Here is a 14195-nt window from a genome sequence, read left to right as displayed (position 1 = left end):
GTAGGCGTGTTCTATTTACTGTGCTGTTTATTAGGCAGCTTTTGGCTTGGTGTTCCTTTACCGTGATTCTGTTTGTTCTTTTCTGCTTTCTTCTGGGTGTCGTGTACTTTGTCTACAAAAGCTTGAGTATCGTCCATGTTTGTCCTCCTTGATCATAACCTTGCCGTTACTGTAACCACTTTTGCCTGATTAAATACACAAGCCGTTTTTACAAACTAGTGGATCAATCCGTACATTGTGAAAATATTTAGTAGTTACTATGAATGGATGCAAGCATTTCATAATAACAGTAAGGGAGACTGATTATGAACAGGTTATTAAAACAAGCAGTATCCATGACACTAGCCTTCGTTATGGTACTGGGACTTACATTTACAGGAATGCCAGCTTTTGCAGAAGACAGCAATGAGGATGCTGGATTACTGCAATTACAAACGCTAGAGCCAATTACACTACTGGCGGGCAATTCTACATGGAAATATCTAGATAACGGAACGGATCAAGGTTCGGTATGGCGGTCTGTTTACGATGATTCTACATGGGCATCAGGCCAAGCGCCGCTTGGTTATAAAGATTCTGGGGCCGGAGTCAGCAGCAAGCAATTTGGTGCTCTGAATACAAATATAAGCTACGGCACGGATAAAAAGAAGAAATATCGTACTTCCTATTTCCGGACAAATGTAACTGTGAATAAGGAAGAAATTACGAAATCGGATAAAGTATTAGGTAATTTTGCATTTGATGACGGAGTAGTGCTGTATCTGAATGGTGCAGAAATCTACCGCGAGGCTATGCCAGCTGGTGAAATCGACTATCAGACACTTAGTACAACTAATGGCAGTGATCCAAATGAGTATACAAAGGTTGACCTAACGGAAATCGTAAAAGCCAATCTGAAGGATGGAAGTAATGAGCTTTCAGCTGAAGTTCACCAGACGGGCGACACTAGCTCTGACCTTTATTGGGATATGAGCCTGATTGCTTATCCTGTAGTGGAGACAGTAGAACCTGGAGTTGGGAAGCCTGATTCTATCGCAATTACTTTTAATGGCAACCCGCAGACTAGTATGGGATTCAACTGGTATGCACCTGAAAGTGTGACTGGCACCAAACTGGAAGTAGTAGAAGCTTCTAAATTGGAGAATGGCCAGTTTCCTGCGGCAGGCGCTCAATCTTATGAAGGGACATCCGTTACAACTAGTGTGTATATGACAAAAGCGGATAAATCAGCTAAAAAACCAGTTGTGCTAACCAGCCATAAGGTAATAGCGGATCATCTGCAGCCGGGAACGGAATATGCTTACCGTGCTGGGGATGGACAAGCTGATAACTGGAGCGACGTAGGAACTTTTAAGACAGAAGGCTCCAGTAATCAGGCTTATAAATTCTTATATACAACGGATTCCCAAGGAACAACTGAAGAAGATTTTGATATCTGGAATCATACCCTTCAAGAAGGATTAGCTAAATTCCCGGAAAGTGAGTTTATCCTGAATTCTGGTGATTTGGTGGATAACGGTGATATTGAGGAGCAATGGGGATGGTTTTTCAATAAGCCTAAGGATATTTTAGCGAATATTCCGTTGGTTCCTTTGGTAGGCAACCATGAAAGTAAAAATTATAGCAATTATAGCTCTCATTTTAATTTGCCGAACGTATCGAATACAGGTGCGAAACCTGATGGTTCTGTATATTCTTTTGACTACGGTTCAGCACACTTTATGGTAATTAATACAGAATATTATGGTGCAAGCTCAAATCTTGAGAATAACGAAATTTACAATAAACAAGTGGAGTGGCTTCGTAGCGAAGCGGCAAAAAGCAATCAGAAATGGAAGGTTGTGCTTCTGCATAAATCTCCTTATTCCGTTGCCAATCACACCAATGATACAGATGTACTCTTTTACAGAGCGCAATTAACGAAGGTGTTTGATGAGCTTGGCATTGACATGGTAATTGGCGGGCATGACCACACCTTTGCTAGAAGCTATCAAATGTACAACAACAAGCCATTGACGGATATTGTTCCGGACTCAAACGGAGTAGTAACTGATCCTAAAGGTACTTTATATCTGATTACAAATGCAGCGGGCAATAAGAAATACAACGTAGCTTCAGGAACATTCCCTTTTGCAGCTAAATACGGACAGCCTGGTAAGGAAATGTTCACGGGGATGACGGTAACGAATGATGAGCTTTCTTACGAAGCCTACACCACAACAACTGGTGGTTCTACAGACTTGTATGATAACTACAGCATTCATAAATCGGAAGTAGCAGTTAAACCTGTGCAAAATGCAAAGGCTACTGCAGCAGATGGTGGTAAAATAACGTTGACTTGGGATGCGCCAGCTTCCGGTGCACCAGTGTCTGGATATCGTATTTATGAGCAAAATGATCTGGTATCGGCAAATTGGACGGTCAGTGTTCCTAATGAAGAAGGTAAAGCTTCTTATACTTACACTGTAGAAAATACTAATCCAAACCAAACCTATCAATTTGTTATCAAAGCTGTAAGTGACAGAACAAATTCAGAAGCTGCTATCGCTTCAACGGATTCGATTAAAAAAGTTACAGTTACCTTTAATGGCGACCCAGTGAGTGCAAAAGGTTTCACTTGGTACACAGCGTTGAAGTCTACTGGAAACGATCTGCAGGTTGTAGAAAATACGGGCGTTACTCCAGACTTTGCTAAGGCTTCTGAGTTTACAGGACGTTCGGCGGTTTCCAGAAATTCAAAGGACGAATTAGTTCATAAAGCGGAAGCTTCGGGCCTGAAAGCTGATACAAAATACTACTTCCGTGTAGGTGATAAAGCACTAGGCCTGTGGAGTACAGTGGGAACTTTTGAAACTGCCGCTAAGACAGGAGCATTTACTTTCATCGATTTGGCTGATACACAGGCTAAGACCGAAGATGAAGCGATTCTTTCCGGTGAAACGATGGCAAAAGCACTTACGACGTTCCCGAATGCTGAGTTTGTGGCGATTAACGGAGATATCGTGGATACCGGAACTAATGAATCACAATGGAATTGGCTGCTTGGTCATTCGCAAGATACCCTGCTTAACACGACCATCGTGCCTGTTGCGGGGAATCATGAGGATAAGGCAAATGCCTTCTATGAGCACTACAATATTAAGGAAGCACCGGGCTCTGCAACAGAAACTGGAGCATATTATTCCTATGACTACAGCAATGCTCACTTTGTAGTCCTGAATACAAATGAGAATTCCGATGAATTTGCTAACTTCAGCCAAGCGCAGTTGGATTGGATGAAGGCTGACGTAAAAGCAGCGAAAGCTGCTGGTGCGAAATGGATTATCGTAGCTATGCATAAAGGTCCATACACAACCTCTAACCATGCTACTGACAAAGACATTATGGGTACAAATGGAGAAAGAGCGAAGGTTGCTCCAATGATGGCTGAACTGGGCATTGACTTAGTTCTTCAAGGCCACGACCATATTTATGCCCGGACCAAGCCAATTAAAGCTGATGGAACTGCGGCAGACACAGTGAAGATCAAAGAAAGCTTCAATGGTCAAACTGTAGAGTACACAGTAAATCCAGATGGAACGATCTATCTGATCCCAGCTACAGCGGGAGCGAAGGTTTACTACAAGAACATGAAACCAGAATTGGGAGATGCGTATTATAATCTCTTTGAAGTAGCAAATGAGAATACAGCAGCTAAATACGGACCGGACCCAAGTGATGCTACGCGTCCAAAACGCGGTCAAGTTCAGACCTTTGTAGGTATTACTGTAGATGCTGGCAAATTAACAGCTGTATCTTATGAGATCGATCAGAATATTAATGATGCTAAACCATATGTTCTGGAAGAGTTCGGTATTATTAAGGAGTCAGATCCTGAAGTAAACCCAACACCAGAACCTACAACAACGCCGACAACGGAACCGACGACAGCACCAACAACGGAACCGACAACAGCGCCAACGACAGCACCAACAACAGGATCATCAACAGGACCAGTGACAACAACAAAACCAACAGCAACACCAACGCCAACAGTAGCACCAACAGCTACACCAGCACCAACAACGGTGCCTACACCAACTGCAACACCAGTAGTCAAACCATCATTGACGGATACTGGCAGCCATTGGGCAGCAGCGGCTATTGAGAAAGCAGTAGCAGGGGGCTTCGTTAGCGGTTATCCGGATAATACTTTCCGTCCTAATCAGAAAGTAAATCGGGTTGAATTTATCACTATGCTGGCTCGTGCCCTGCAATTGCCGGACAGTGGTAGCACTTCAAGCTTTAAGGATTCAGCGAAGATTCCGGCATGGGCTAAGTCCTTTGTGGCTCAGGCAGTAGCTTTGCAAATTATCAGCGGCTATGACGATGGTACCTTCCGTCCTACGCAGGAGCTTACTCGTACTGAATTGGCAGTTATGGTTGTTAGGGCTCTGGGCATTACAGTAGATCCAAAAGCGACCTTAACCTTCAATGATGCTAAGGATGTACCCGCATGGGCAGTGCCATATATTGCGGCAGCAGTAGAAGCGGGCATTGTGAATGGCATAGGACAAAATCGTTTCGCACCTAACCAGGTAGCGTCCCGGGCCGAAGCAGTAACAATCATTCTGAACCTGCTGGAGAAGCAAGGAAAGTAACTAAATCGGATGGTTTGAAAAAAGATTGCCTCAAGGTCATCGTTGATGACGGAGAGGCAATCTTTTTTTCGTAGCTGGGTAGTGTGAGGGAGGCGGCGATACGGTGGTGTGGCGTAAAAGAGAGGCAAAAGTGCCTCTGATTTGAGCGAATACGGCGGATTGGCGTGAAAGAGAGGCAAAAGTGCCTTTGAAATGAGCGAATGCGGTGGATTGGCGTGAAAGAGAGGCAGAAGTGCCCTTGAATGAGCGAATGCGGCGGATTGGCGTGAAAGAGAGGCAAAAGTGCCTTTGATCTGAGTGAATACGGCGGATTGACGTGAAAGAGAGGCAAAAGTGCCTTTGATTTGAGCGAATACGGCGGAGTTGCAGTAAAGAGAGGCAAAAGTGCCTCAGAAATGAGCGAATGCGGTGGATTGGCATGAAAGAGAGGCAAAAGTGTCTTTGAAATGAGTGAATGCGGCGGAGTGGCGGAGATAAGAGGCAAAAGAGACCACGCTCCTTCATCCTCTTTATATTTTCAACCAACATATGTTTAACGACCCACTCATTGCCAGTATATCGAGCCCTGATAGCACGATAATCTTTAATTTATCCAGCATATCTTTAATTTTGCGGCTATTTGTAAGGAAAGATCTGGGTTAGATTAGGGTGGACTAATCAAAGTAAGGCAGGAGGGTTGCCGACAAAATTGAATGCGCTTGCACGATCGGGGTTGAATACAGAATGTGCTTGCACGAATGTGGTTGGATACAGAATCTGTAGGCAGAAGAGAGTAGAAGTAGAAGAAGAAGAAGAAGTAGAAGTAGAAGAGGGTAGGAGCAGCAGAGGGACGGGACAACAGAAGTAATCTACTTGCTGTTCGGCGACATAGTGAGACACATTACGCTTCATGGATGAGAGTAACCGAAACAACTACAGGACGAGGAGAGTGGAAAATGAACCTTCACACCGGTAAAAAGGCGCGTCGTAAGCTGACATCAGCTGTTCTGGCGGCAGCTTTGCTAGTTTCAGGACTTCCCCTAACGGCTTACGCCGGCGATACGTGGCCTTTTACAGGAGACAGTGCGCCGGGTGCCAATCAGCCTAATGTACATGGATATACGAGCAGCCATATTGCGAACTGGAGTCCGGCAACCGATCCGGATGCAGAGCTGTTGAGATCGCGGGTGCCGCTGCAGAAGCGGAATGCCCCATTTGCTGCAACCCAAGCTAACCCAGCGCTTAGCGCAGATACACAGATGATCAACGTTGCTGGCGACTACGGGAATGCTTTTATTGAGAACGCGCCGTATACGAACAAGTTTGCGCAGTATCATTTTAACTTTTGGCAATATATCGATTACTACTCCTACTGGCATGGTACAGCGACTGCGTATACCCCGCCGGAATATTATGATGAATTGGCCCAGAAGGACTGGCAGCAAAAATGGTTCGAATTCGGCATGCTGAACATCCCGAACCCTACCTACACCGATGCAGCGCATAAAAACGGCGTGTTGTCATTGGCGGGGATCTTTTTTTCCAATAATGACCGTGGACAGCAGACGTACAAACAAATGATAGTTAAAGATGAGAATGGTAATTTTCCGGTGGCGGATAAACTGATCGAGATGGCCGGGTATTTCGGGTTTGACGGTTATTTTGTAAATCAGGAAGAGATGAATCCGAATGTAGCGACCCAGGATATCCCCGATTACATCGCGTTTATGAAGGTGCTGCAAGAGGGCGGCCTGTATGTACAGTGGTACGACTCGCTGAACACCAATACCGGTGCTAATACGTTCGCCCGGACGATTAATGATACCAATATCTCCTTTTTAGTGGATAAAAGCACCAAGGAACCCGTCTCCAATTCGTTTTTCTTCGACTACGGGGCTGGCAATACACAGATTACCAACGCGGCTAATTACTTAAGCAATCTGAATGCCAGTCTGGGAACAAGCTACAACTTGTTTGAAGTTGGTTTTGCAGGGCTGGAAGCAGGTCGTGACCGGTTCAAGTCCGTTAACGGAACAGCGTTGATGAACAAGCTGGATAGCAATGGCTTGCCGCGGCTCAGCTTGGCTACACTCGGTGCGGACTTTGTTCATGCCGGTCTGGATGAGGACATGAACCTGTCTTACCCGGTCTCGCACAGATCCGAAAATGACTACCAATGGATGACAAAACTGCGTGAGCAGCTATGGTGGTCAGGCCCGAACGTGGACCCTAAGAATACGGTCAAATCGGCAACCAATACCGTTGCCGATGTTTATGCCGACAACCGTTACTGGCCGGGAATCTCGTCCGTCATTGCGGAGCGTTCGGTGATTAAGGACAAGAACTTTTACACCAATTTTAACACTGGACAGGGCTTGTCCTATTCCGTGAACGGTGAAGTATCGAACCCGGATGAGTGGTCTAATATGAGCCTGCAGGATATCCCAGTGACTTGGCAGTGGTGGCAGGATACTGCTGGCAATAAGCTTACTGTAGATTTTGATTATGGACCGGAGTACAACCTTGCGAGTACAAACCGTTACAACTATGAGCAGATCGGTGCGTATAACGGTGGCAGTTCACTGGTGGTGAACGGCAATCTGAATGCGAAGAACTTCTTGCGTCTGTACAAAACAGAGCTGGAGGTCAATGGCAACTCCAAGCTGTCGATCAGCTTCAACAAGCCATCTGCCACAGATGCTTCGGCGATGGCAGTAGGACTCATCCTGGCTGATGATCCGAATACCGTCGTAGAGGTCGCTGTTCCAAACAGTGGTCAGCACTCGGACGGTTGGTTGACAAAGGAGCTGGACCTGAGTGCATACGCAGGTCATAATATTGCAGCCCTTGGACTGGTCTTCGATCCCGGGCAAGGAACAGCGTCCACCTACCAGATGAACGTCGGACAGCTGCGCGTTTATGGCGGGTCTGCCGTAAAGCCCGCAGCTCCTGCGGAATTAGCAGTTGCGGAAGCTTTTACAGATACAGGTGAGATGGTTGTGAAGTGGAAGCTAGATCCCGATTACACTAAGATCAAGCAATATAATGTGTACGTGAATGATGTATTTATGGGCGGCAAATACGATGAGGTGTTCTACCTGAAGCATCTCCCGGTGAAATCCGGAACCCTTAAAGTGGTTGCAGTGGGTGCGGATGGAGTGGAGGGTGAAGCGGCAACGCTGGCTTTTGATCTGGATGCGGCGGTTTCCGGAGTGAAGGTGGATTCAAGCGCGGACGGGGAGTTGACTGTGAACTGGACGAACTCCGCCCAAGCTTCCGGTGACATTACCGTTCGAGTGCAGTCTTTGAATTGGATTACGACATCCGAACCGGTGTCACAGCAAGTGGTTGTCCCGGCAGGTGCAAGCACTGCGCTGTTCACAGGGATGCCGGTAAACGGCGATGATTACATTGTCACCGTTACCGCAGGCAACACCGATCCAGTCTCGGTCAGCGGCCAGTTCATCGACACGGTCGCGGAACCTTACGCGGAAGAGTGGTCCTGGACGGACGGTAAGCTGAATCTGCCGATGCCGAATACTAGAGACTGGCGGTATATGTATGTGTATGAGGATGGGAATGCGAAATCTTTTGCCACAACGTATAGCTCTGGCAATAAGCCGATGATTATCCGTGGACGGACAACTAAGGCGAGCTTAAGCTTCACCTCGTCGGCAAAAGTTGTGCATGTGGTGATGGAGGATTATGCAGGCAACCGCTCCAAACCTGTCTATCTGAAAGGAAGCTATCCCGTTCTCTTTGATGCTAATGGGGGTGAACCAGCAAATACTGTGGCCGAGGCTGTGTATGGCACTTTGCTGATGGAGCCTACAGGCATTGCCAGAGAGGGTTATGACCTGGAAGGCTGGTATGTTGGAGAAGGAGAAGGTGCGCGAAGATGGAATTTTACCGAAGATCTAATAACCGGTGAACTGAACTTGCAGGCGAAGTGGGCCTTGCAAGCTCCAAAGGTGCAGATCGTAGGGGAAGGTTCCTTCCGTGAAAATACGTCCGCGACACTAACGGCAGTTGCCACTGGCGCAGGGCAGCTGACTTATGCCTGGTATGCGGACACAGGCAGCGGTTATGGAGATGCGTTGGGAGTGTCCGCCTCCTATACTATCCCTGCTTTGACTACCGGGATGGATGGCAATAAGTACAAGGTCATCGTCACCAATGAATCTGGTGACAGCAGTGAAGCAGAGTACACAATTAACTTAACTCCGGCTGAAGCACCATGGGAAGCGCCTGATTTCATAACCGATCTTCCGTCTGCACTTGATGTCATTACTGGTGAAGAAGTGAAGCTGTTCGTACAGATCCGCGGGGATGTGGAATCGGTTCGCTGGGAGACGAAGGCAGCAACCGCAGAGGAATGGACTGTGGCGGAGAGCGTGACTTCGGCGGTATACGCATTTACTGCTTCTGAAACAGACAGCGGTACGCAGTTCCGTGTGGTTCTGACTGGAAAAGAGGGAACGGAGCCTTCAACAAGAACCGGTAATGAACTTACGGTGACAGTACATCCGGCACCCGATGCGCCAATTATCACCTCTAATAGTGTAGATAAGAATCCGGCAGTTGTAGGTGATAAGGTGTCTTTTGCCGTAGTAGCTTCTGCAGTTTATGGCGAGTTAAGCTACCAATGGTTGAAAGATGGGCAGGCCATTGAAGGTGCTGTGGAGCGTGATTATACCATTGCTTCTGCAAAAGAAACGGACAGCGGCGAGTACACGGCCGTAGTCACTAACACCAAAATACTGAATGGCCACCCTTACACGGCTGTTCAAAAGAGCGGAATTATTAATTTCAAGGTCCACAATACTCCTGTATCTACACCGCAGCCGACATCGGCTCCAGGGACAGGTACGGGAACTGGTGGGACGACTCCGGCAGCGACAGCAACGCCGCTTCCAAGTCCTACTAGCACAACTTTGACAGTTCCAGCAAGTGCACTCAGTACATCTACTGAGAACGGCAAAGTGACGGTAAATGTGCCGGCAGGCGTTACAGCTATCGAGCTGCCTGTGAATGCAGGTGAATTGCTCGGGATCCATCAACTTGAATTGGCTGCCTCGGGAACCACACTTGGTATTGCGCCGGAATTGCTGGTGCAATTGAAGGCTCTGCTTAATGAAGCCCAAGCTTCAGGCGGCAAGATTCTGGTGAAGCTCAGCCCGGAGACTTTGAACATGAGCACACTGAAAGTAGAGCGTGGGGTGGTCTTGCGGGGTACAGGTATGACGTTTGATCTGAGCATCATCGCGGGGAATGGCACATCTAGCCGTCTTCCAAGCTTCAGCAAACCAGTAACCTTACAATGGAATGCAACAAATACGGATTATAATACTAATTTGCTTGGTTTATATGCTATTGCTGAAGGAGGTTCGCTTACCTATCTCGGCGGAGTGTACGCGAATGGCTTCCTGCAAGGGGAGTTTAGCGGAACAGGCAGGCTGGCTGTGCTGGAGTACAATAAATCCTTCGCTGATGTTCCGTCTACTCACTGGGCTGCGGACACTATCCGCCAGCTGGCGGCTAAACATCTGGTACAAGGCACTTCCGAAAATGGATTTGAACCCGCCCGCAGGATTACAAGAGCGGAATTTGTGAAGCTGCTGGCTGGCGTGCTGGGACTGCAAGATCAGGCGGAATTGAAATTTAGTGATGTGCCTTCTGGTGTCTGGTATGAGCAGGACCTGGCGCGTCTGGTCCGGGCAGGTATTGTAGGTGGACGCACTGCTGAGCACTTCGATCCGAGTGCGAACATCAGCCGCCAGGAGATTGTCACTATGCTAATGCGTGCCTATGTACTGGAGCATGGATCGCTTCAGTCATCAGCCCCGGCAACATTCACCGATTCCGGTGAGGTAGCAGCCTGGGCGGCAGACAGCGTGAATGCTGCGTCATCAATGGGTCTGGTGAATGGCCGCACGGACGGGAATTTTGTTCCCGGTGGCTTGGCGACCCGTGCCGAGGCTGCGCAGTTCATCTTGAATTACATCCGGTAGATTATATAGCCCCACCACGGTCTGCCCAAGGAGCCCTTTGCTCCATGGGCAGACTGTCTTTGCTTGGCGGAGGATTGCAAGCTTTTACCAGCCACAGGCAGGAAGCACCTCATGCTATACTTTATTCATAATGACAAGCAGCGAAGCTTAGTCTTCCCCCTGCTGTAGGAGGTTGCTGATGTTTCCGGGGAAATTGTACAGAAAGTATCTGAAGAATAATCTGTTTATGAAAATCATCCTGCTCTTCTCAGTCATTGCCGTGGTCACCATTATCACCTTCTCCTACCTGATGTTCTTGCTCATGTCTCAGGCTGTAGTGCAGCGGCAGATGGAGATTCAGAAACGTACCGTGGAGAGCATCAACAGCTATATTGAGCAGAAATATGACTCTGTACAGTCTATGATGCGGGACGTGTACCGGGACACGGAGCTGACTGCTAATACGTCGTATTTGCTGGAGCATCCGTATGAAGATTACGTGAGGTACCGGCTGGACCGCTATTTCAACGAAAGTAATGCTACGACGGATACCGTGCAGTTTTTTCGCAATCAAGTTGAAGATGATCCTGATATCCGCAGTTTAATGCTCTACAGTGCAGCTGAGCAGCAGTTGTATGTCTATAACGACCAAGGCAAATTTCAGATTATTTCCACTAATGCAGCCCACTCTTTTGTACCGGATGCGCTGTATCTGGAGGAGGAAGGCAGTGTCACCGCCCCAAACACTTGGGTCAGTCAGGCGATCTCATCTCCGGAGGGGCCGATGTTTACGGTTCGTACCCCGGTCAATAACAAGATATCACTGCGCAACATTGGTCAGCTTCTAGTCTATTTTGATGCCAGCGAGGTCTGGGGGAGTATGGGCAATTATAAGGATGACTTCAAGGGAAAGATTCTGGTGCTGGCAGCGGATGGGGATGTGTTATTTGATACCTCGGGCACCTATTATGGAAAGCGCTATCCTTATCCCGAGCAGATGAATTCTGCCTATACAGATGGTGAAGAAGTCGGCGGGATGATCATTACTAAGCAGACTCACACCCAAGGCGGATTTACTGTGTTGAGTGCTGTACCTAAGCAGGAATTAGCCGCCACTTATAGGGGATTGCGGAACATGATCTTCATCATCTGCTTGATCTGCCTGTTGTTTGCGATTATTACACCCACTTTATTTATCAATAATTTTGCCAGACGGACTCATAAAATTATCAAGTTCACCCGCAAAGTGAAAAACGGTGACCTGGATGCCCGGATTACCGATGTCAGAGAAGACGAGCTGGGGCAGATCTCCAAGAGCTTCAACGATATGCTGGATGAGCTGAATCTTCATATAGACCGTGTGTTCAAGGCTGAAATCAAGCAAAAACATACCGAAATCGCCGCGCTTGAAGCCAGGGTAAACCCACATTTTCTCTACAATACCTTGGAGGTGATCCGAATGAGGGCAATCTCTCAAGGAGCTTCAGATGTCGGGGAGATGATCTACAGCTTGTCGGTGTTGTTCAAAAGCTATGTTCACCAGAAACCCAAGCATACGATGAAGGATGAACTAGAGGCCTGCCGTTTATATCTGGAGCTGTTCCGCATCCGTTATAAGGATAAATTCTCTTATACAATGGAATGCGGGAAAGAGCTTACCGGAAGAGTTGTACTCAAAATGTCGCTGCAGCCCATCATTGAAAACTACATTCTACATGGGATGCGCGTGGACAAGAATGATAATCACATCAGTGTGGCTGTGGCCAAGGACGGCAAATATTTGCGTGCGGTAGTTACAGACAATGGGCGGGGGATTGCTCCGGACAGATTGGTCCAGCTCAAAGAAGGTCTTTTGCAGCCAGATGAACAATCGGAATCATTTGGTCTGCGCAGTATTCATGAGCGTTTGAAGCTGCTTTATGGCAGTGAGTATGGCATTGAATTACAAAGCGAAGCGGGTACCGGCACAACCGTGACTGTGTATTTTCCCGATCTGGGAGAGGATGATCCAAACCATGTATAAAATTTTCATTGTGGACGACGAGCCTTTTATTATCGAAGGATTATATGACATTGTGGATTGGGCAGCACTGGGGATGGAGATTGTCGGCCACGCCGAGAACGGCCAGGAAGCGCTGGAGTCGTTGCGGTTTGTCCCAGCAGATATTCTGATTACGGATATTTCCATGCCGCTGATGAACGGGCTGGATTTGATCCGGGCTGTGCGGGAGATCCAGCCGGAGATCAAAGTTGTTATCCTCAGCGGCTTTGATGAGTTCGGTTATCTTAAGGAAGGAATGGCGCTCGGCATTGAAAATTATCTGCTCAAGCCTATTAATTTGCAAGAGTTCCGGGCAACATTAGTGACTGCCGCCGAGAAGCTGGGTGTCTCCCGTCAAGAGAGTCAATTCAATGCGCATAGTATTTCCATTCTGCGCGATAATGTGATGTACCGTTGGCTGCGGTGCCAGATTGGTCCGAAGGAATTCAGCGAACGGACTGATTTTCTGGGACTTAGACTAGATAAGCCGCTGGTGCAGGTAGCCCTGCTTCGCCCTGAACAGGACGCTGCCGAGCTATTTCAGGCGGTGGAAGAGGTTGTAGGCGGTAACCCGTCTTTGATTGCATTCCGGGATATGGATGGAGATACCGTGCTGCTGCATCTGCTTAGTGAGTATCAGCAGGGTAAAGAAGCGGTGGAAAGGCTTCATGCGCAGCTGCTGTTATCCCTAACTGGCGGTCCGCCAATGCGTCTGTCCGTAGGAACGGTGGAGGAGATGGAGGAGGCGGCGGCTCAGAGTTACGCCCATGCAAAGATGACTCAGGAATATTTCATGCTGTTTCCAGAGCGGAATTTGCTGCATTATGAGGAAGTTCAGGACAGGCATGAGGTTGCCGTCCAAGGTATGCCGCTGAATTGGGAAGATGATCTCAAGCTGATTATGGCGAAGGATAAGGAAGCGCTGCTGGTGCGGATCCAGGATCATTTTGAGCAGCTGCGGCGGATGGAGGGGATTACACCTGTGCTGCTGCAAGGCATTGCCATGGAATGGTTGATCCGCTTCAAGATGCAGCTGCAGGAGATTCGTCATGTGGAAGAACCGGAGCTTTTCGCAGACGGTTTTGGTCTCATTCGCTCTACAGTTTCCATAAATGAACTGACTCAGATTATTCAGGAAGCCGCTAGCATTACGGTAGACGCCTTAGTTCGGGACGTAAAGAGTCCAGTCGTGCAGCAGGTGCTGAATTATATCCATGAGTCCTACAATGAAGATGTGTCACTGAAGACCCTCGGTGCCCAATACCATATTCACCCGGTGTATTTGGGACAGCTGTTCCATAAAGAGGTGAATGAGTCATTCACCGAATATATCAATAAATACCGGATTGAGAAGGCGAAGGAGCTGCTGCGGAATACCTCACTTAAAGTTCATGAAATCGCTCTCAAAGTAGGCTATTGGGAGACCGGCTATTTTTACAAACAATTTAAGAAGCATGTCGGTATATCTCCTACGGAGTACAAAGGGCTTGTCTAGCGGACCCCCGCTGCAAGCTTTTTCTTTATTTTCTACATGATTTATTTAGT

General features: G+C 47.7%; 6 protein-coding genes. 5 read left to right on the top strand and 1 reads right to left on the bottom strand.

The genetic code is table 11. The features are described from left to right. Positions 1 to 11: 11 nt before the first annotated feature. A complete protein-coding gene (locus MKY14_RS23370; RefSeq protein ID WP_051491363.1) occupies positions 12 to 137 on the bottom strand; it encodes a DUF4023 domain-containing protein in 126 nt (41 codons plus the stop codon). 168 nt (positions 138 to 305) lie between these two features. On the opposite strand from MKY14_RS23370, the gene MKY14_RS23365 reads away from it, so the two are divergent. The 5 genes from MKY14_RS23365 to MKY14_RS23345 all read left to right on the top strand — a co-directional run bounded on the left by MKY14_RS23365 (position 306) and on the right by MKY14_RS23345 (position 14145). Further along, entirely contained in the window at positions 306 to 4640 is a 4335-nt protein-coding gene (locus tag MKY14_RS23365) for an S-layer homology domain-containing protein (protein ID WP_340977433.1), read from the top strand. 676 nt (positions 4641 to 5316) lie between these two features. Continuing rightward, entirely contained in the window at positions 5317 to 5487 is a 171-nt protein-coding gene (locus tag MKY14_RS23360; RefSeq protein WP_340977432.1) for a hypothetical protein, read from the top strand. Positions 5488 to 5575: 88 nt separating this feature from the next. Next, positions 5576 to 10630 (top strand): endo-beta-N-acetylglucosaminidase, encoded by a 5055-nt coding sequence (locus MKY14_RS23355; protein WP_340977430.1) that lies wholly within the window; start codon positions 5576 to 5578, stop codon positions 10628 to 10630. Between the two features lie 178 nt (positions 10631 to 10808). Beyond that, positions 10809 to 12632, top strand: coding sequence for a cache domain-containing sensor histidine kinase (locus tag MKY14_RS23350; RefSeq protein WP_036684922.1), 1824 nt, complete (start codon positions 10809 to 10811; stop codon positions 12630 to 12632). Then, complete coding sequence (locus tag MKY14_RS23345) at positions 12625 to 14145, top strand: response regulator transcription factor (protein WP_340977427.1); 1521 nt, start codon at positions 12625 to 12627, stop codon at positions 14143 to 14145. Before MKY14_RS23350 ends, MKY14_RS23345 begins: the two co-directional genes overlap by 8 nt. The last annotated feature ends 50 nt before the right edge of the window (positions 14146 to 14195 follow it).

This window comes from Paenibacillus sp. FSL R5-0887 (assembly GCF_038002305.1).
Classification (GTDB): Bacteria; Bacillota; Bacilli; order Paenibacillales; family Paenibacillaceae; genus Paenibacillus_AQ; species Paenibacillus_AQ odorifer.
This window is presented reverse-complemented; position numbering and strand designations above follow the sequence as displayed.